Origin of the sequence: Plantactinospora mayteni (assembly GCF_016862935.1) — a bacterium.
GTDB lineage: Bacteria > Actinomycetota > Actinomycetes > Mycobacteriales > Micromonosporaceae > Plantactinospora > Plantactinospora mayteni.
The window spans coordinates 19,420-38,648 of sequence record NZ_BONX01000001.1 but is presented as its reverse complement, the minus strand read 5'-3'; the positions used below and the strand labels follow the sequence as shown (position 1 = coordinate 38,648).

Genomic DNA, 19,229 nt, shown 5'->3' with positions numbered 1-19,229 from the left:
CAATGAGGAACCTCGCTGGCGGGCGCCGGTTGGCGACCGCGTTGGCGGCTGGGCTGCTGGCGGTGACGGCCGTCGCTACCGTGCTGCGGAGCTCCGACGCGCAGGCGTTGGAGAACGGTGTGGCGCGAACTCCGCCGATGGGCTGGAATTCGTGGAACACGTTTGGTTGCAACATCAACGAGGGATTGATCCGTCAGATGGCGGATGCGATGGTCAGCTCCGGGATGCGGGACGTGGGCTACGAGTATGTGGTGGTGGATGACTGCTGGATGAACCCGAACCGTGATTCGGCCGGCAATCTGCAGGGTGATCCAGGGCGGTTCCCCAGTGGTATGAAGGCTCTGGGTGACTACATTCACGCCCGCGGGTTGAAGTTTGGTATCTATCAGGCGCCGTTGGATCGGACCTGTGCGCAGTACTTCGGGGCGTATCCGGGGCGGACGGGCGCGCAGGGGCATGAGGCGCAGGACGCCCGGCAGTTCGCGGCGTGGGGCGTGGACTATCTGAAGTACGACTGGTGCTCGCCCTCCGGGACCATCGACGATCAGGTGCGTACGTTCGCCAGAATGCGTGACGCGTTGGCCGCCTCCGGGCGGCCCATCGTGTACAGCATCAACCCGAACAGTATCCATGACAAGACCGGGCCGCGTCGCAACTGGGGTGATGTGGCGAATATATGGCGGACCACAGAGGACATCACCAACGCCTGGGACACCGGTCAGACCAACGGTTATCCGATGGGTATCCAGAACATCATCAACGTCACCGTGCCGTTGGCCGGGTACGCGCGCCCGGGCAGCTTCAACGACCCGGACATGATGGAGGTCGGCCGGGGTGGCATGACCGACACCGAGATGCGGTCCCATTTCGCGATGTGGGCGATCATGGCGTCCCCGCTGATCGCGGGGAACGATCTGCGGAACATGAACGCGGCCACCCAGACGATCCTGAAGAACCAGAACCTGATCGCCATCAACCAGGACACGCTCGGGTTGCAGGGGGTTCAGGTGTCCTTCGACGGTACCCGTCGGGTGCTGGCCAAGCGATTGGCCAATGGCGACGTCGCGGTGGCCCTGTTCAACCAAGGAACTACTACCACCACGATCTCCACCACCGCGTCCGCGATCGGTCTGTCGGGCAGCTCGTTCACCCTGCGCGACGCGTGGACAAACGCAACGAGCAGCACGACCGGAACGATCTCCGCCAGTGTGCCGGGCCACGGCACCACCGTCTACCGCGTCAGTGCCGGACCGGGCAACCCGACCGCCACGCCCACGACCGTGAGCCCGACGCCCACGACCAGCCCGTCCGCGCCGACCGGCCTGTGCCAGGTGACGTACGCGATCACCGGCCAATGGCCCGACGGCTTTCAGGGTGATGTGACGATCCGCAACACCGGTACCGCGGCGGTCGACGGGTGGAGCCTGCGCTGGTCGTTCACCAACGGTCAACGGGTGGATCAGGGGTGGGGCGCCAGTTTCACCCAGACCGGCGCACAGGTCACCGCGACCAACGTGTCGTGGAATGGATTGATCAGCCCCGGTGGGACCGCGACCTTCGGGTTCATCGCCAACTGGACCGGCGGCAACGCGAAGCCGACCGCCTTCACTCTCAACGGATCGGCCTGCACCGCACTCTGACCGATTGAACCTAACGGAGGGACGGAGAGTGGCATGTCTCGAACACCTGGGAAATCGATGCTGGCCGCCGGCGTCGCCGCCGCGCTGGTCATGGTCGGCATGACCGTGACCGGGGCGAGCGCCGCCGCCGGGTGCCGAGTGACGTACACGATCAGCAGCCAGTGGCCGGGCGGGTTCGGCGCCAACGTCACCATCGACAACCTCGGCGACCCGGTGAACGGCTGGCAGCTCACCTGGTCGTTCGGCGCCGGTCAGACCATCACCCAACTGTGGAACGGCAGCTTCACCCAATCCGGTCCGAACGTGACCGTGACAAACACCGACTGGAACGGGAGTCTCCCGACAAACGGCAGCGCGAGCTTCGGGTTCAACGGCAGTTCGACCTCGTCGAACCCGGTCCCGACCAGCTTCGCGCTCAACGGCACGACCTGCACCGGTGCCGCCACCCCTACCAGTGGGCCGCCCACCTCCGCGCCACCCACCTCCACGCCGACGTCTTCGCCGCCGCCGACGACCTCGGGGCCGTGGCCGCCGTCGTCGACCTTCAGCAACCCCGTGTTGTGGCAGGACTTCGCGGACATCGACATCATCCGGGTCGGGGACGTGTACTACTACTCGGCCTCGACCATGCACTACTCCCCGGGAGCGCCGATCCTGCGGTCGTACGACCTGGTGAACTGGGAGTTCGCCGGCCACTCGGTGCCCAGTCTGGACTTCGACTCGTCCGCGTACAACCTGTCCGGAGGCAGGGCGTACGTGAAGGGCATCTGGGCGTCAGCGTTCAACTACCGGCAGAGCAACCGCACGTTCTACTGGATCGGCTGTACCGAGTTCAACCGCACCTACGTATACACGGCCGGCACCGTGGAAGGGCCGTGGACGAAGCGGTCGCGGATCAACAACTGCTACTACGACGCGGGTCTGCTGATCGACGACAACGACACCATGTACGTCGCCTACGGCAGCACCAACATCAGCGTGGCGCAGTTGTCCGCCGACGGGCTGTCCCAGGTCCGCGCCCAACAGGTGTGGACGTCCCCGTCGAACATCGGCTACATCGAGGGCGCCCGGTTCTACAAGCGGAACGGCTACTACTACATCTGGCTCACCAAGCCGGCCAACGGCCAGTACGTGCTGAGGTCGCGCAGCCCGTTCGGACCGTACGAGGTACGCGAGGTCCTGCTGAACCTGCCCGGTCCGATCCAGGGCGAGCCGGGTTCGGTGCCGCACCAGGGCGGCATGGTGCAAACCCAGAACGGCCAGTGGTATTACCTGGCGTTCATCGACGCCTATCCTGGTGGCCGCATCCCGACGCTGGCTCCGGTCAACTGGGTCGGGGACTGGCCGGTGCTACAGACCGTCAACGGCCGCTGGGGCGCCACGTACCCGTATCCGGCAGTGCCGCGCCCGCCCCGGCAGGTGAAGCCGATGACCGGTACGGACACGTTTGCCGGCACCGCGTTGGCGCCGCAGTACGAGTGGAACCACAACCCGGACAACACCCGTTGGTCGGTCAACAACGGGTTGAGGTTGCAGACGGCGACGGTGACCAACGACCTGTACCAGGCGCGGAACACGTTGACCCACCGGATACAGGGTCCGTCGTCGACCGCGACGATCGAGCTGAACTACTCGGGCATGGCCAACGGTGACCGGGCTGGGCTGGCGATGTTGCGCGACTCGTCGGCGTGGATCGGCATCCGACGCGACAACAACACCACCCGGGTGGTGATGACCAACGGGCTGACCATGAACTCCAGCTGGCAAACCACCGGGACCGGCACCGAGCAGGCATCCGCCGCGGTTTCCGGCGGACGGATCTGGCTGCGGGTCAACGCCGATGTCAGACCTGGCGCCGGCCGGCAGGCTCGTTTCTCGTACAGCACCGACGGAAGCAACTTCATCAGCCTCGGGCCGGCGTTCACGCTCAACCACGCCTGGCAGTTCTTCATGGCGTACCGCTACGGCATCTTCAACTACGCCACCCAGGCCCTCGGCGGCTCGGTGACCGTCAACCGGTTCGACGTGACAACCCCCTGAAAGGCACATGTCAGACGAGGAGCACGGGGTCGTGGGCACCTGGAACGTGTACTCCTACGTACGCACCAGCAACATCACCAGCGCGACGCTCAACCTCCGCGACTTCACCAACGACGTGGTCTCGCGCGGCTGGATGAGCAGTTCCAAGTACCTGACCAGCGTGCAGGCCGGTCCGGAGATCTTCACAGGCAACGGTCGGTCGGGTGGAGACCAACTCCTACTCGGTCACCATCTCGTGACGGCGCGGTGAACGGCTGTCCGGCGGAGGCGTCCCACCGCCGGTCGAGACTCCACCGGCCGGCGGAAACGCCGACCGCCGGCCGGTGGCCTCCGCGTTCCCCGATATGGGATGACCGCCACGCCGGCACAGGCCGCCACCTCGATCACCGACGACTCCCCGGACCAGGTTGCTCCGCGCCGCGATGCCCAGCAGGTCCGTTGTTTGACACCTGATGCCGCGGCACGGTCGGCGACCACTACTCCTGCGCCTTGCCTCCGGTGATCCGGGACACGACGAGCGCGATGAGGATGATGGCGCCGTTGAGCGCGCCGATCCACTGTGCCGGGACGCCGGCGAGCGTCAGTACGTTCTGGATCATGAAGAGCAGTAAAATGCCGGTGAACGCGCCGAACATTGTGCCCTTACCGCCGTTCAGGCTGACACCCCCGATCACCGCCGCGGCGAAGACGGTGAAGATGGCACCGTTGCCCTGCGAGGCGGCGACGGAGGCGAGACGGCCGGAGAGCATGAGGCCGCCCAGGGCGGCCAGGACGCTGGCGCCGACGAGGGCGATCCAGAGTACGCGGTCGGTGCGGATGCCGGCTGCCCTGGCGGCGTCGACATTGCCGCCGATGGCGTACAGGGATCGCCCGAAGGCGGTGTAGCCGAGCAGGATGATCCCGGCCGCGAACAGGGCGACGCAGAGCCAGATGGATGCGGGAACGCCGAACCAGATGGCGGTGCCGAGATACATCATCGACTCGGGGAGGTTGAAGAACGTCTGACCGCCGGAGATGCCGGTGAGTAGGCCACGCAGCACGATGAGCATCCCGAGGGTGACGATGAAGCCGTGTAGGCCGAACCGGACGATCAGCGCGGCGTTGGCGATGCCGATGAGCGCGCCGACCGCCAGAGTGATCGGGATGCCCCAGGCACCGGGTACGAGCCCGATGCCATGCCCGGTGCCGACGGCGACGGTCAGCCATGCGGCCACGCCCGGGGCGAGGCCGAAGGTGGATTCCAGCGACAGGTCCATCTTGCCGGCGACCAGGACGATGGTCTGGGCCAGTACGAGCAGCGCGATCTCGGACATGGTCTGGGTGATGTTGATCAGATTGTCGGGCTGGAGGAAGACCGGGTTGACGATCTGCCCGACGATGGCGATGAGCACGATCGCCGGTACCAGTGCGAGGTCCCGCAGCCGGGCGACCGCCGGCCTGCCGCCGGGGCGGCGAGGCGCTGGGCCGGCCGTGACGCCGGGGTCGTCGGTGGTGTCAGCCGCGGTCAGGGTCTCAGGCATCGACGGTCAGTCCTTCCATTGCGGCCACGATGTCGTGGTCGCGCCAGCCGCTGGGCATCTCGGCGACGACGCGGCCCTGGAACATCACCAGCACGCGGTCGCAGATGCGCAGGTCGTCGAGTTCGTCGGAGGCGACGACGACGCCGGTGCCGGTGCCGGCGACCTCGTCGACCTTGTCGAGGAGGAACTCCTTGGACCGGACGTCCACGCCGGCCGTGGGCGTGATGAGGACGAGCAGGCGGGGGTCGTTGGCGAGTGCGCGTGCCATGACGACCTTCTGTTGGTTGCCGCCGGAGAGTCCGGAGACGGGCAGGTCTGGTCCGGGTGTCTTGACGGCCAGGGCGTCGATGAGGGTGTTGGCGATGGCGTCGCGGCGGCGGGTGCTGAGGAAGCCGGCCGAGCCGAGGCGCTCCGGGATGGTCATGGTGGCGTTGTCGGCAATCGACATGCCGGCGACCAGGCCCTGGTGGTGGCGGTCCTGGGGGACGAATCCCACGCCGCTGGCCAGGGCGGCGCTGACGTTGCCGGCTCGTGGACACCGGCCGTTGAGCGTGACGGTGCCGGCCTGCGGCGCACGGAGTCCGACGATGGTTTCGGCCACTTCGGTCCTGCCGCTGCCGCCGGAGCCGGCGAGGCCGACGATCTCGCCGGACCGGACCTGGAATGACACGTCGTCGAACACGCCGTCGAGGGACAGGCCGGCCACGTCGAGGACCGCGTCGGCGGGGCCCGCTGGCGCCGTTCGTGAGCGCGGGGCATCCAGCGCGGTGGCTTCGCCGGTCATGGCGGCGACGAGTTCACCGCGTGGGAGGTCGGCGACCGGGGCGGTGACGATGTGGCGGGCGTCGCGGAAGACCGTCACCATGTCGCAGATCTCGTAGATCTCCGGTAGGTGGTGGCTGATGAACAGAAAGGTGACGCCCTGGTTCTGTAGGTCACGGATATGGTCGAACAGGCGGGCGATGGCGCCGGCGTCGAGTTGGGCGGTCGGCTCGTCGAGGATGATGAACCGGGCACCGAACGACAGGGCCCGGGCGATCTCCACGAACTGGCGATGCTCGACGCTGAGGTCCCCGGCCTTTGCGTCGACGTCGACGTCGACCGACCAGACGGCCAGCAGGTCCCGGGCCCGGCGGCGCAGCGAGCGCCAGCTGATCAGCCCGCCGCGGCCCCGGTCGTACCGGTTGAGCAGGAGGTTTTCGGCCACGGTCAGCTGGGGGATGATAGTCGACTTCTGGTAGACGCAGGCGACCCGCTGCCGCCAGGCGTCGCGGTCGGACAGCCGTGGTGCCGCCTGCCCGGAAAACCGGATCTCTCCGGAGTCGGGGGGCTGCAAACCGGTCAGGATCGAGACGAGGGTGGACTTGCCAGCCCCGTTCCGGCCGACCAGGGCGTGCGTCTCGCCGCCGCGTACGGTGAGCCGCGCGTGGTCGAGCGCCACCGTCGACCCGTACCGCTTGGTGATGTCGGTCGCCTCCGCCACGGGCGGGCCCGACGGGGCCCGCCCGTCGCCGTCCCGGGCGGATGACGAGTGCGTCGGCGACTTCTCGTTGCCGCTCATCTGCCGATGTTCTCCTCTGCGGCTGGTCAGCCGATGTTGTTGCCCCAGAGGGACTTGTCGTCGGGCTTGAGGCTCGGTACGCCGCCATAGGTTCCGCCGTCGAGGGTCACCAGCGGCGCGGAGAGCTGGTCTTCGAGCACCCCGTCGCGTACCTGGATGATCGTGCTGTCGTGATCGGTCGGGCCCGGCTGGAACGTCTTGCCCTCGATGGCCGCCTTGAGGTAATAGAGCGCGTACTTGGCGTAGAGGTCGGCGGGCTGCGAGACGGTGGCGTCGATGTTGCCGGCGGCGATGTCCTGAAGCTCCTTCGGGATGCCGTCGTTGGAGACCACGAAGACGTGCTTCGGGTCGTCCGGCGCGGCGAGCAGGCCGCGCTGCTTCAGCAGTTGGAGCGTACCGGCCAGCGCGAAGCTGGACTGCATGTAGACACCCTTGATGTCCGGGTGCTCGGTCAGCCGGATCTGCAACTTCTGCGAGGCGATCGCACCGTCCCAGTTCGTCGCCTCGCCGAAGACCGTGATCCCTGGGAAGTTCTTCTTCATGCACTCGCTGAACGCCTCGGTGCGGTCGCGGCCGTTGATGGAGGCCAGGTCACCCTGCAACATGACCACCTTGCCGGTGCCGTTGAGCTTGGTTCCCAGGAACTGGCACGCCTTCTCGCCGTAGGCGCGGTTGTCCGCGCGTACGACCATGAACACCTCACCCTGGTCGGGGCGGGTGTCGATGGTCACGACCGGAATCTTCTTGCTGGCCAGCGTCTGTAGCGTCGGTGCGATCGCGGCGGTGTCCTGCGGCGCCATCGCGATGCCCTTGACGCCCTGGCTGATGAACGACTGCACGTTGGAGGTCAGCTTGGCCACGTCGTTCTGGGAGTTGGTCGTCTTCAGAGCCAACCCCAGCTCGTCGGCGAACTGCGGGGTGTACTTGATGTACGAGTTCCAGAAGTCGGTGTCCGACCGGGGGTAGTCGACACCGACCACCCCGGCGCTGCCGTTGTCACCGGTGGAGTTGTCGCTGCCGGCGCAGCCGGTGAGCAGTGCGACGGACATGACAACGGCCGCGGTCGCGGCGATTGGGCTACGGTTCATCACGGCTCCTGTTTGGAAGATGCCCCCGTGTGAGTTCCGATGCTGGTCGTTGGCTTGCGGGGGAGGCAGCCAACGAGGTTCACTGGCCGACCCACCAACGTGCGTGTTTGGCCTGCGATCCGGTCGAGAAGCGGTACGCGGCGATCGACTCGGGATGCATCCGCGCGCCGATGCCGGGGGCCCGCGGCGCCACGTAGTGTCCATTCCGGACGACAACGGGATCGACGAAGTGCTGATGCAGGTGGTCGACGTACTCGATCACGCGGCCGTCGGTGCTGCCGCTGACGGCGACGTAGTCGAACATCGCCAGGTGCTGCACCATCTCGCACAGGCCGACGCCACCGGCGTGCGGGCAGACCGGCACGCCGAACTTGGCGGCGAGCAGCAGGATCGCGACGTTCTCGTTCACGCCGGCGACGCGGGTGGCGTCGAGTTGCAGGACGTCGATCGCCTCGGCCTGTAGCAGCTGTTTGAACATGACCTGGTTGTGACAGTGCTCGCCGGTGGCGACCTTGACCGGCGCGACCGCTCTGCGGATCGCGGCGTGGCCGAGTATGTCGTCCGGCGAGGTCGGTTCCTCGATCCAGTACGGGTCGTACGGTGCCAGGGACTGCAACCAGGTGACCGCCTGATCGACTCCCCATGCCTGGTTGGCGTCGATGGCGATCCGGATGTCGGAGCCCACCGCCTCGCGGGCCAGGGCCAGCCGTCGTACGTCGGCTTCGTTGTCCGCCCCGACCTTCAGCTTGATCAGATCGAAGCCGTCGTTCACGGCCTCTTTCGACAGCCGCACAAGTTTCTCGTCCGTGTAGCCGAGCCAGCCCGGTGTGGTGGTGTACGCCGGGTATCCGCTTTCGAGCAACCGCTGCTGGCGTTCCGCCCGTCCTGGCCGGGCGCGCCGGAGGATCTCCAGCGCCTCCTCGGGGGTGAGGGCGTCCCGTAGATACCGGAAGTCGATGAGGCTGACGAGCTGTGTCGGCGTCATCTCGGCCAGCAGCCGCCACAGCGGCTTGCCCTCCCGGCGCGCGTACAGGTCCCAGGTCGCGTTGACGATCGCTCCGGCGGCCATGTGGATGGCGCCCTTGTGCGGGCCGAGCCAGCGCAACTGGCTGTCGCCGGTCAGCCTCTCCGAGAAACCCCGCAGGTCGGAGAGGACGTCCGCGACCGGCAGGCCGACGACGAGGGGCGCCAACGCGTGGACCGCGGCCACCTGGACGTCGTTGCCGCGTCCCACGGTGAAAGCCAGGCCGAATCCTTCCTGGCCGCTGCTGGTCCGGACGGTCACGTAGGCCGCCGAGTAGTCCGGTTCCGGGTTCATCGCGTCGGAGCCGTCCAGCTCGCGGGAGGTGGGAAACCGGACGTCGACCGCGTCGACTGCGCTGATCACCTCGGTCATAGCCATCCGCCCCGTCCCGCCGCTGGTCCTGTCGGCTGTGGTGTTGCCGTCCGCCGCCGCGATGTCGCATCGCCCACTGAACCGTGTGCCATGGGATGTCTTTATAACCCGCCTCAAGGGCTGCGTCTAGACTCAGGATGGAAACCTGGGCAGTACCAGCGAGTTCATCAAGTCCATGTTGAGCATCTGTTCGGAGTCGTCGCCCCTTCGGCTTCCAGACATGGGATTACTTTGCTACGGTTGCCGACCTCAACCCCGCGACCTTTCGGCACGGGACATCACAAGGGACACGGGACATCACAAGGGATCCGACATGTCGCTGACCGACAAGGCGATGACCCGCCTCCGCGAGTTGATCCAGGCGGGCGAGCTGCCGCCCGGCTCCAAGCTCCCGCCGGAGCAGCAACTCGCCGCCGAGCTGGGTGTGGGGCGCAACATCATGCGCGAGGCGGTGCGGGCGCTCGTGGCGGCCAGAGTGTTGGAGGTGCGACGGGGCAGCGGAACCTTCGTCACCAGCCTGGAACCGCGAGTGCTGCTGGAAGGCATCGGTGGTGCGGTCGAGCTGCTCCAGGGCAACACCATGCTGGAGCTCACCGAGGTGCGCAGGCTGTTCGAGACCGCCGCGACCGGGCTCGCTGCCACCCGCATCTCGCCGCGGCAGCTCGCCGAGGTCGAGGGCCATCTGGAGGCCATGCGCGCCGCGGCCGACGACGTGGAACTGCTCAACCAGCACGACCTTGCCTTCCACCGCGCGGTCGTCGCCGCTACCGGCAACGAGACACTGTCGACGGTGCTGGAAGGCATTTCCAGCAGAACCCTGCGCGCCCGGGTGTGGCGGGGGCTGGTCGACGCCGACGCGGCCGGGCGCACGTTGCGCGAACACGAGGCAATCTACCTGGCGCTGGCTGCCGGGGACGCCATCCAGGCGCAAGCTGCTGCCCTGCTGCACATCACCACGACCGAGACCTGGTTACGCGCACACCTGCGTGAGGATCGGTAACCGCGAGCGGAGGTTCCATGCGTTCAGCCCTGTACGCCGGCAACTCGACCATCCTGATCGAGGACCGCCCGCCCGTCCCTCCCGGGGTCGGTGAGGTGCAGATCGAGGTGGCGTACACCGGCATCTGCGGCACCGATCTGCACATCCTGCACGGGACGATGGATCACCGGGTGGCGTTACCACAGACGATCGGCCACGAGATGTCCGGCCGCGTCGCCGCCCTCGGGCCCGACGTCTCCAGCCTCGCCATCGGTACGCCGGTCACCGTGATACCTCTGCGATGGTGTGGGACCTGCCCCGCGTGCCGCGCCGGTCACCGACACATCTGCCACCGGCTGAACTTCATCGGCATCGACTCACCGGGCGCGCTGCAGGAGCGGTGGACCGTACCGGCGGAGGTCGTGGTCCCCCTCCCCGAGAACCTGTCCCTGATCCATGGCGCGCTTGTCGAACCCGCCGCGGTCGCCGTGCACGACGTGCGCCGCGCCGACCTGCACGCTGGCGAGAAGGCCGTCGTGATCGGCGGGGGGCCCGTCGGCCTGTTGATCGCCCTGGTCGCGCGCTCGGTCGGGGCCGATGTCATCGTCCTGGAGCTGGACGTCCATCGTCGCGCCGTGGCCGGCCAGCTTGGCATCCGCGCCCTCGACCCCGCCGCCGACGACGTTGCCGCCGAGGTGGAGTCGTGGACCGGCGGCGCCGGCGCAGCCGTGGCGTTCGAGGTGTCCGGTTCCGCCGCCGGCGTCAAGACCGCCGTCGAGCTGCTCGCCGTACGGGGCCGGCTCGTCATCGTCGGCATCCACAGCCAGCCCCGCGAGGTCGACGTGTTCCGCTTCTTCTGGCGCGAACTGACGATGGTCGGCGCCCGCGTCTACGAACGTGCCGACTACGACACCGCGATCGGTCTGCTCAGCGCCGGCAGGGTAGCCGCCGAAACACTGATCACGCACGTCGAGCCGCTGGCGAACGCGGCCGCCGCCTTCGCCACGCTACGCAACGGCGGCAAGGTCATGAAGGTCCTCGTCGACTGCCGGGAGACGTCGCCGTGAACCCGTTCGACCTGTCCGGTCGGCTCGCCGTCGTCACCGGAGCCCGCCGTGGGATCGGCCTGGCCATCGCGGACGCACTCGCCGCCGCCGGCGCCGACATCATCGCCGTCAGCGCACAGCTCGAACCCACCGGCAGCGAGGTGGAGCAGCGGGTGCGGGGCCGCGGTCGTGGCTTCACCGCCTACCAGGTCGACTTCGCCGACCGCGCTGCCGTCGCCGCGCTCGCCGCGCGGCTCGAAGGCGGCGACCGCCCCGTCGACATCCTGGTCAACAACGCCGGTACGATCCACCGCGCGCCAGCGGCGCAGCACGCCGACGAGTTGTGGGACGAGGTGCTGGCGGTCAACCTGTCCGCGCAGTTCGTCCTCACCCGCGAGGTCGGTCGGGGCATGATCGATCGCGGTCGGGGAAAGATCATCTTTACGGCGTCGCTGCTCAGCTTCCAAGGTGGCATCAACGTGCCCGGCTACGCCGCCGCCAAATCCGGGCTTGTCGGGCTCACCCGGGCGTTGGCGAACGAGTGGGCCGCCCGGGGTGTCAACGTCAACGCCATCGCCCCCGGCTACGTCGCCACCGACAACACCCAGGCGCTGCGTGCCGACCCGGGGCGCAGCGCCGCGATTCTCGAACGCATCCCCGCCGGGCGATGGGGACGTCCCGAGGACCTCGCCGGCGCTGCTGTCTTCCTGGCCTCACCGGCGTCGGACTATGTCAGCGGAGCGGTCATCCCCGTGGACGGCGGCTGGCTGGGGAGATAGCCGGCACACGTGGGACCCGTGCCCTGCTGACTCTGGTAGGGGCGGCCCCAGGTCAGGTGGCGGCGGCCGGGGGACCGGTGATCCGTGATCGGTGGGCCCGCCCGGTCGGCGACCGCCCCCGAGGGTTCGGTTGGCCTGGCGACCCGTTCGTCAGCTTTCCCCCGGCTCAGGCAGCGGCTCGTCGTCGGCCAGCGCGTGGAGAGACTCCTCGACCCCGATCAGATGGCTGGCCATCCGGATCCGCGCCCGTTCCGGGTCCCGTGCCACGAGCGCTCTCCAGATCGCCAGATGCTCCTCATGGGTACGCCGGTCGGCGCCCTCCTCATGCAGGCTGCGCCACAACCGGCCGCGGACCGTGCGCCCGGCGAACGCATCGATCAGCCCTACCAGGATCGGATTGCCGCTGTGCACCGCGATGATTCGGTGGAAGTGGATGTCGATCTCGATGATGCGTTCGTGGTACTGCGGCGCCTGACCCGCGATCCGGGTCGCCTCGTCCAGCAGTTCGCGGGCCTGGATGAGTGCCTCGTCGGTGATCCGGGTCGCGGCTGACCGGGCGGCCTCGCACTCCAGCAGCCGACGAACCGTGTGGATGTGCCGTGCGTCGCCCCGACCCTCGAGGTCGACCACGAAGCCCAGTGGGGCCAGCAGTTGGGTGACGTCGAGCTTGGTGATGTACGTCCCGTCTCCCTGGCGGGTGTTGACCACGCCAAGCAGGGACAACGCCGAGATCCCCTCGCGCAGTGAGCCACGCGAGACCCCCAGCGACTCGGCGAGTTCCTTCTCGACCGGCAGCCGATCCCCGGGTTTGAGTACCCCTTCGAGGATCATCCGCTTGATGCTGTTGATCACTTCGTCAGTGCGAGACATGCCACCCTCGTCGTTCGACGTCTGGCCGGCCGACACACAGGCGGGCCATCGGTGAGGTGAGCGCTGACCCGACCGGTTGGCGGATTCTAACCGACTGCGTACCGAGGCGACGGTACCTGCTCCGGGCGGCGATACTCACCGCCCCTCACGCCTTGGTCCCGGATACATCAGACCTCTGCTCACCGCTGGGCAAGGTTCCCCGGCCCCCGCCAGTGTCGCTGATGGACCGTCGCTCTCGTTGATGCTCACATATTGCCAGCTCAGGCTGACAGTCCAGGCGAGGTTCGCCTTCCGGTGTCCTCTCTGGCAATACATTGACTGTTTCAGATATGTAACCTAACATGTGATGATTGGTGCAGCAGGGCATTACAGTCCTTCGAGAGGATCCCCTCGATGTCCTCGTCAATGTTTGGGTTCACGCGCCGCAGACTCATCGCCACGGCCGGCATGACCGGAGCTGCCGCGTTCACCGGTCTACTGAGAGTCGGCGACGCCCACGCCACCGAAGGCCCGAGCAGCTACACGCCGACCTGGCCGTCGGTCGACCAGCATCCACCGGCGCCGGAGTGGTTCCAGGACGCCAAGTTCGGCATCTACTTCCACTGGGGCGTGTTCAGCGTCCCCGCGTTCGCCAACGAGTGGTACCCGCGGAACATGTACTTCAGCGGCTCGAACGAGAACAACCACCACCGGAGCGTCTACGGAGATCCGTCGGTGTGGCCGTACCACAACTTCATCAACGGCGCTTCGGACCGGTCCGGCAACTGGGTGCAGTTCGCGCCGAGACTGAGATCCGCCGGCGGCAACTTCGATCCGACCGAGTGGGCGCAGTTGTTCGCCGACGCCGGGGCCAGGTTCGCCGGGCCGGTGGCCGAGCACCACGACGGCTACTCGATGTGGAACAGCAGGGTGAACGAGTGGAACTCCGTCGCCACCGGACCCAGGCTCGACCTGCTGCGCCTGCACGCCGACGCCATCCGGGCCAAGGGTCTCAAGTTGATCGTGTCGCTGCACCACGCCTTCAACTTCACCGGCTTCTACGAGCGCGTACCGGCGCAGCCGACCGCCAGCCTCCGCAGGCTGTACGGCCAGCTCAGCGCCGCCGAGCAGCAGCAGCTCTGGTACGACAAGCTCAGGGAGGTCATCGACGGATACCAGCCCGACATCATCTGGCAGGACTTCAACCTGCCCCGGATCGACGAGTCCCGGCGCCTGGACTTCCTCGCGTACTACTTCAACCAGGCGGTGGCGTGGAACAGGGACGTGGTCACCACGTACAAGGACGGCCTCAACAACAGGGGGTCGGTCTACGACTTCGAGCGTGGCGGCCCGGCGGACATCCAGCACCCGTTCTGGCTGACCGACGACAGCATCTCCAGTTCCAGTTGGTGCTACACGGTCGGCATCGGCTACTACTCGCTCAACGCCATGTTGCACTCGCTGATCGACCGCGTCAGCAAGAACGGCAACATGTTGTTGAACATCGCGCCGACGGCGGACGGCACCATCCCGTCCGGACAGCGGACGATCCTGCTCGGCATCGGTGACTACCTGCGGCGGTTCGGCGAGTCGATCTACGCCACCCGGGCCTGGGCCGCGTACGGGGAGGGCCCGACGCAGATGGGCGGCGGCTCCTTCGTCCAGCCCCGCCCGGGTACCAACCGGGACATCCGATTCACCCGCGGCAAGGACAACCGGGTCCTGTACGCCACCGTGCTGGGTTGGCCGGGCGGCACCCTGAACATCGCGACCCTGAACTCGAACCGGATCAACCTCAGCACACTGACCTCGGTGCAACTGCTCGGCGCCACCGCCGGCTCGTACGTCAACCTGCCCGGCCGCACCCAGGACGGCTCCGGCCTGCGCATCACCATGCCCGCCAGTGCTCCGTTCAGCGCCCCGGCGTACGTGGTGAAGCTGACCTTCTCCGGCCAGATCCCTACCCTCGGCGGCGGTAGCACCCCGACCGGCTGGGTGAGGATCACCAACGTCACCACCGGCCTGGCGCTCGACAGCGGCGGAGGCGTCGCATCCGGCTCGATGCTCAAACAGTGGACCTACGACGGCAGCGCAAACCTTCAGTGGCAACTGGTCGACCTGGGCGGCGGCTACTACCGGCTGGTCAACCGCGGCAACGGCATGGTCGCCGACAGTTGGGGCAACGCCAGCAACGGCGCGACCGCCATGCAGGCCCCGTGGAGCGGCAGCAACAACCAGCAGTGGCGGCTGAGCAGTCTCGGCAACGGCCGCCACCAGATCCTCAACCGTGGTACCGGCACGGCACTCGACAGCGGCGGCGACTCCGCGGTCGGCTCGAGGGTGAAGCTCTGGACGCCGGACTCCAGCACCAACCTCCAATGGACCATCACCGCGGTCTGACCCGCCCCGCAGCGACCGCCGGGTGCCGGGCGGTACGGAATGTCATGCGCCACCACCGGATCGGCTCGTCCGGTGGGACGTCGAGCTCTCGTCCGCCTGCCTGCCCACCACCAGCTCGCCGGTGGGGTGCCGGTGCACGGGTATGGGATCGGTGAGCTCGCCGACGAACTCGCCGTCGACATGGTCGACGAAGCCGATGAGAGCCCATCCTCCGTCGAGGTCGGGGACCAGCCGGGGGGCGTACAGGTGTGGGTGCCGGACCGGTTGCGCGGACGCGACGTCCCAGGGGCCGGTGATGGAGGGGCCGGTGGCGGTCCAGATCTGGTGCTCGGCGCGGTGCGGGGTTGCCACGGCGTTGGTGCAGAAGAGCAGGAGGGGCTGCCCGTCGACGACCGCGACCTGCGGGACCTCGAGGTGCCCGAACCCCGCGGGGGTGGACAGCGGCGGCTGGACGGTCCAGTTGACCAGGTCATCGGAGGTCGCGTGGCCGATGACGCCGCGCTCGGCCGCCGCCCCGTGGTTGGCCCGGGCGGTGACGAGCATGTGCCAGCCGGTGCCGGTGGGGTCGGGGAAGACCCACGGATCGCGCCAGGCTTGTTCGTACCAGAGGTTCAGGTCGAGGAGTTCGTACCAGGTCGGGTCGGCGACGACGAGGGGAGCGGTGCCGTACCGGTGCCAGGTGGTCAGGTCGTCGGAGACGGCCAGGCCGATGCGTTGGACCAGCCCGTCCTCGGCGCGGCTGACGCCGGTGTAGAACAGGTACCACCGGCCGTCCGGTCCCCGTAGGGTGCTTCCGGTCCAGGTGGCCAGGTCGTCCCACCCAGGTGTGTCGGCCGGGACGAGCGCGTCGGCAACCAGGCGCCAGGAGCGCAGGTCGGTGGAGACGGCGTGGCCGATGGCGGCGCGCAGGTGGCGGCGGTTCGGGTCGAGCAGGGCGCGGGAGGCGCGCAGGAAGAACGCGTGCCGCACTCCATCGTCGTCCTGCACGTACCAGCTATCCCACACCCAGTGGTCTGGCAGACGTAACATGGCGGGAAAGCTACCAGATAAATCGGTTTAGCCCGTCGGAGCCTCATCTCCCCGCCGGAGGGTACGGCCTACGACGCGGGCGTGGCGATGGACCTGCGTCGACGCAGCGGCATGGGGACGAGGACCGGTTCCGTGCCACGGTCGTCAAGGAGGATCTCCACCGCGCGGCGCCCCATCTGTTCGTGCGGCAGGGCGGCGGTGGACAGGCCGGGGCGCAGCCAGGTGGCGATCGGGTCGTCGTCGAAGGAGACGACGGAGATGTCGGTGGGAACGGCCAGCCCGGCCTCGCCGAGTGCCTGGTAGGCGCCGAAGGCCAGCCGGTCGTTCATGCAGATGACCGCGCTCGGGCGGGTCGGCTTGCTCAGCAGGCCGCGCATGGCGGCGTAGCCGTGTTCGGGTAGCCAGTCGCCGCAGAACGCCTCGGCGAGCAGGGTGGCGCCGGCGCCCGAGAGGATGTCCCGGATTCCGCGCAGGCGAGCCTGCGCGGCGAGGGAGACCTCGGGGTCGCGCTCCTTGAGCCGGGCCCGGCCGATGAGCGCGATCCGGTCGCGGTGGCCCTGTTCGAGGAGCGCGGTGGTGACGGTTCGACCGGCTCGCTCGTCGTCGGGTAGGACGCAGGGCAGGGCCTCCGGGCTGGTGGCGTTGAGCAGCACCACGGGGCCGCTCAGGATGGCGGGCGGTACTGCCAGCCGTCGGGTCGCCATCGCCGCGTAGATGACGCCGTCGACCTGGCGGTCGAGCATCGCCTCGATGGCGTACTGCTCGAACGCCGCGTCGCCCTGCGTCTCGGTGATGAGCAGTACGTGGTCGCGTTCGCGGGCCGCGTCCAGCGCGCCACGGATGAGGCCGCCGGCGAACCGGGTGGTGGCGACGATGTCGGAGACGAACGCGATGGTGGCCGTCTTGCGGGTACGCAGGCTGCGCGCGGCGACGTTGGGCCGGTAGCCGAGCTCTTCCGCTGCCGCGAAGACGCGTTGGTGCGCCTCGGCGGAGAGTCGGGTGCCCTCCCGCCCGTTGAGCACCATCGACGCGGCGGTCTTGGAGAGCCCGGCACGCCGTGCGACATCGGCCAGGGTTGCTCTGTTGCGGCCCATCAGTCCTCCGAATCGAGGCGGTTGATCCGACACCGCCCCCGCCCATCATGCTGCGTCGGCGGACGGTGTCCAGTGTCGGCGTCGGCGCGGTGTGTGAACCAGCCGTTTCCGAGCCGTTGCCGGCTTGTCCTTGACAGCTTCGCGGCTCGCGTCCATGCTCTGCTAAATCAGTTTAGCGCACGTTGTGCTCCTGCGGAGGGCACCTGACGCCCCCTGCCTGGAGACGGACATGGTTGGTACTGCGCGCCTGGGTCAGGGTCTGGCTCGCGAGCCCGAACCACGTGGCGGCCCTGGGCTGTCATGGCGGGTCCGAGGTAACTGCCGGGACAACCGCCGGTCGGCGAGGCGCGCACGGAGGAGTCAAGGAGCCGTAGGAATGTACGGATTTTCGACGAAGTACTCGCGACGCAGGCTGGTGGTGCTTGCTTCGCTACTGGCTGCCGCTGCGACGGTTACTGCATGTAGTGCACCTGGGGCGGATCCGGAATCCCCGGGTGATTCCGCCGCACCGGCCCGCACCGAGCTGGGAACCGAGCCGATCACCCTGGAGATGTACGCGGAGACCGGATTTCCGCTGGCGAAGGCGCTCGCCGACGAGTTCACCAAGCAGCACCCGAACGTGACGTTCAACGTCCGGGAGGACCAGTTCACGGTGATCGTGGAGAACGCACCTCGGGTGCTGGCCTCGGACAACGCGCCGGACGTCATCCGGCTGCCCACCATGGTCGACCTGGTCAAGGACGGGCTGCTGAAGAACCTGGACCCGTACTTCACCGCGTACGGCTGGGACACGTTCCCTGCCTCGCAACTCGTGCAGCTTCGGGTCGCCGAGGGAGGTCGTCCGCGCGGCACCGGTTCGCTGTACGGGATGGGACTGGGCTACAGCGTGACCGGGGTGTTCTACAACAAGACCCTGGCCGAGCGGGTCGGCATGACCCAGCCGCCGGCCACCATCGCCGAGTTCGAGGACCTGCTGGCCAAGGCCAAGACCGCCGGCGTGCAACCGATCATGCAGTTCAACAAGAACACCGCCGGTGTCAACTTCCCCCACCAGGCGCTACAGAACCAGTTCGGCGACCCCGCCCAGATCGCCGACTGGATCTTCCAGAAGCCGGGCGCCACGTTCGACACGCCGGCCGCGCTGAAAGCCACCCAGACCATCCAACGGTGGGCGCGGGCCGGGTACTTCCCGAAGGACGCGAACGCCCTGGACTACACCGCGATGATGGGTGAGTTCCAGAAGGGCAACGGCCTGTTCATGTTCAACGGTGACTGGGAGTCGGGCACCCTCGACAAGTCCACGAGCGGCAACGTGGGCTTCTTCCTGTTCCCCACCGAGGCCGGCGGTGGCAGGCACGTGGCGATGTCCGCGCCCAACACCTTCGGCGTCGGCGCGAAGGCCAAGCACCCGGACGCCGCCGCCTTCTTCCTCAACTGGGTCCACACCAACGCCAAGGCCCGGGAGATCTCCGTGACCGTCGGTGGTTCCCACCCTGGCGGCCCGTCCGACCTGGCTGTCCCGGCCGTTGCCGAGGGGAGCGTGTTGGCCCAGACGCTCAAGGCGTCGCAGCAACTCGGGTCGGAGAACGGGGCGGTGGACTTCACCGCGAACGCCACCGGTGGCATCTTCGCCGCGGCGATCACCCCTGAGATGCAGAAGCTGGTCGCCGGCCAGCAGACCCCGGAGGGGTACGTCAAGGCGGTCCAGGCCGAGTACGAGAAGGAACTGTCCCGATGACGTCTGCCGCTGGCAGCGCTCGGACCAGTCGGGCGACGGACCACCCGTCGCCCGTGCGGCCCCACCGACC

The 19,229-nt window shown here is 68.0% G+C and carries 15 protein-coding genes; 8 read left to right on the top strand and 7 right to left on the bottom strand.

Annotated features, from left to right (window positions below; translation table 11 throughout):
* Positions 1–2: 2 nt before the first annotated feature.
* The 3 genes from Pma05_RS00135 to Pma05_RS00125 are packed head-to-tail and all read left to right on the top strand — an operon-like array spanning position 3 to position 3,930.
* The gene (locus Pma05_RS00135) at positions 3–1,640 is read left to right on the top strand and encodes a cellulose binding domain-containing protein (protein ID WP_203855142.1); all 1,638 of its coding nucleotides are present in this window, start codon (positions 3–5) and stop codon (positions 1,638–1,640) included.
* A 33-nt stretch (positions 1,641–1,673) separates the two neighbouring features.
* Entirely contained in the window at positions 1,674–3,680 is a 2,007-nt protein-coding gene (locus Pma05_RS00130; RefSeq protein WP_203855141.1) for a family 43 glycosylhydrolase, read from the top strand.
* 31 nt (positions 3,681–3,711) lie between these two features.
* Positions 3,712–3,930, top strand: a complete 219-nt coding sequence (locus tag Pma05_RS00125) for a GH12 family glycosyl hydrolase domain-containing protein (protein WP_239311423.1) — start codon at positions 3,712–3,714, stop codon at positions 3,928–3,930.
* 226 nt (positions 3,931–4,156) lie between these two features.
* Here Pma05_RS00125 and Pma05_RS00120 read toward each other — a convergent pair whose 3' ends face one another.
* The 4 genes from Pma05_RS00120 to Pma05_RS00105 form a co-directional block, all read right to left on the bottom strand.
* Positions 4,157–5,200 (bottom strand): ABC transporter permease, encoded by a 1,044-nt coding sequence (locus Pma05_RS00120; RefSeq protein ID WP_203855140.1) that lies wholly within the window; start codon positions 5,198–5,200, stop codon positions 4,157–4,159.
* Positions 5,193–6,761 (bottom strand): sugar ABC transporter ATP-binding protein, encoded by a 1,569-nt coding sequence (locus tag Pma05_RS00115; protein WP_203855139.1) that lies wholly within the window; start codon positions 6,759–6,761, stop codon positions 5,193–5,195. The genes Pma05_RS00120 and Pma05_RS00115 overlap by 8 nt, the downstream gene beginning before the upstream one ends.
* Positions 6,762–6,787: 26 nt before the next feature.
* Positions 6,788–7,849: a sugar ABC transporter substrate-binding protein gene (locus tag Pma05_RS00110; protein WP_239311421.1), complete on the bottom strand. Its 1,062-nt coding sequence runs from the start codon at positions 7,847–7,849 to the stop codon at positions 6,788–6,790.
* Between the two features lie 79 nt (positions 7,850–7,928).
* On the bottom strand, positions 7,929–9,245 hold the full coding sequence (locus tag Pma05_RS00105) for an enolase C-terminal domain-like protein (RefSeq protein ID WP_203855226.1): 1,317 nt from the start codon (positions 9,243–9,245) through the stop codon (positions 7,929–7,931).
* Positions 9,246–9,558: 313 nt separating this feature from the next.
* On the opposite strand from Pma05_RS00105, the gene Pma05_RS00100 reads away from it, so the two are divergent.
* From Pma05_RS00100 to Pma05_RS42180, 3 genes are all read left to right on the top strand, one after another.
* Positions 9,559–10,245, top strand: a complete 687-nt coding sequence (locus Pma05_RS00100) for a FadR/GntR family transcriptional regulator (RefSeq protein ID WP_203855138.1) — start codon at positions 9,559–9,561, stop codon at positions 10,243–10,245.
* 95 nt (positions 10,246–10,340) lie between these two features.
* Positions 10,341–11,291, top strand: coding sequence for a zinc-dependent alcohol dehydrogenase (locus Pma05_RS42185; RefSeq protein WP_239311419.1), 951 nt, complete (start codon positions 10,341–10,343; stop codon positions 11,289–11,291).
* Positions 11,288–12,049 (top strand): SDR family oxidoreductase, encoded by a 762-nt coding sequence (locus Pma05_RS42180; protein ID WP_275414619.1) that lies wholly within the window; start codon positions 11,288–11,290, stop codon positions 12,047–12,049. The genes Pma05_RS42185 and Pma05_RS42180 overlap by 4 nt, the downstream gene beginning before the upstream one ends.
* A gap of 150 nt (positions 12,050–12,199) precedes the next feature.
* Here the strand turns inward: Pma05_RS42180 and Pma05_RS00090 are convergent, their stop codons facing one another.
* Positions 12,200–12,919: a FadR/GntR family transcriptional regulator gene (locus Pma05_RS00090; RefSeq protein ID WP_203855137.1), complete on the bottom strand. Its 720-nt coding sequence runs from the start codon at positions 12,917–12,919 to the stop codon at positions 12,200–12,202.
* 447 nt (positions 12,920–13,366) lie between these two features.
* On the opposite strand from Pma05_RS00090, the gene Pma05_RS00085 reads away from it, so the two are divergent.
* Positions 13,367–15,298: an alpha-L-fucosidase gene (locus tag Pma05_RS00085; RefSeq protein ID WP_239311417.1), complete on the top strand. Its 1,932-nt coding sequence runs from the start codon at positions 13,367–13,369 to the stop codon at positions 15,296–15,298.
* A 42-nt stretch (positions 15,299–15,340) separates the two neighbouring features.
* On the opposite strand, the gene Pma05_RS00080 is transcribed toward Pma05_RS00085, so the two are convergent.
* Positions 15,341–16,327: a family 43 glycosylhydrolase gene (locus Pma05_RS00080; RefSeq protein WP_203855136.1), complete on the bottom strand. Its 987-nt coding sequence runs from the start codon at positions 16,325–16,327 to the stop codon at positions 15,341–15,343.
* Between the two features lie 68 nt (positions 16,328–16,395).
* On the bottom strand, positions 16,396–17,421 hold the full coding sequence (locus Pma05_RS00075; protein WP_203855135.1) for a LacI family DNA-binding transcriptional regulator: 1,026 nt from the start codon (positions 17,419–17,421) through the stop codon (positions 16,396–16,398).
* 550 nt (positions 17,422–17,971) lie between these two features.
* Here Pma05_RS00075 and Pma05_RS00070 point away from each other — a divergent pair.
* Positions 17,972–19,159, top strand: a complete 1,188-nt coding sequence (locus Pma05_RS00070) for an ABC transporter substrate-binding protein (protein WP_239311415.1) — start codon at positions 17,972–17,974, stop codon at positions 19,157–19,159.
* Positions 19,160–19,229 lie beyond the last annotated feature (70 nt).

Coding starts and splice junctions, on each gene's coding strand:
- Pma05_RS00135 (WP_203855142.1), top strand. CDS start 3: ATGAGGAACCTCGCTGGCGGGCGCCGGTTGGCGACCGCGTTGGCGGCT.
- Pma05_RS00130 (WP_203855141.1), top strand. CDS start 1,674: ATGTCTCGAACACCTGGGAAATCGATGCTGGCCGCCGGCGTCGCCGCC.
- Pma05_RS00120 (WP_203855140.1), bottom strand. CDS start 5,200: ATGCCTGAGACCCTGACCGCGGCTGACACCACCGACGACCCCGGCGTC.
- Pma05_RS00115 (WP_203855139.1), bottom strand. CDS start 6,761: ATGAGCGGCAACGAGAAGTCGCCGACGCACTCGTCATCCGCCCGGGAC.
- Pma05_RS00110 (WP_239311421.1), bottom strand. CDS start 7,849: ATGAACCGTAGCCCAATCGCCGCGACCGCGGCCGTTGTCATGTCCGTC.
- Pma05_RS00105 (WP_203855226.1), bottom strand. CDS start 9,245: ATGACCGAGGTGATCAGCGCAGTCGACGCGGTCGACGTCCGGTTTCCC.
- Pma05_RS00100 (WP_203855138.1), top strand. CDS start 9,559: ATGTCGCTGACCGACAAGGCGATGACCCGCCTCCGCGAGTTGATCCAG.
- Pma05_RS00090 (WP_203855137.1), bottom strand. CDS start 12,919: ATGTCTCGCACTGACGAAGTGATCAACAGCATCAAGCGGATGATCCTC.
- Pma05_RS00085 (WP_239311417.1), top strand. CDS start 13,367: ATGACCGGAGCTGCCGCGTTCACCGGTCTACTGAGAGTCGGCGACGCC.
- Pma05_RS00080 (WP_203855136.1), bottom strand. CDS start 16,327: ATGTTACGTCTGCCAGACCACTGGGTGTGGGATAGCTGGTACGTGCAG.
- Pma05_RS00075 (WP_203855135.1), bottom strand. CDS start 17,421: ATGGGCCGCAACAGAGCAACCCTGGCCGATGTCGCACGGCGTGCCGGG.
- Pma05_RS00070 (WP_239311415.1), top strand. CDS start 17,972: ATGTACGCGGAGACCGGATTTCCGCTGGCGAAGGCGCTCGCCGACGAG.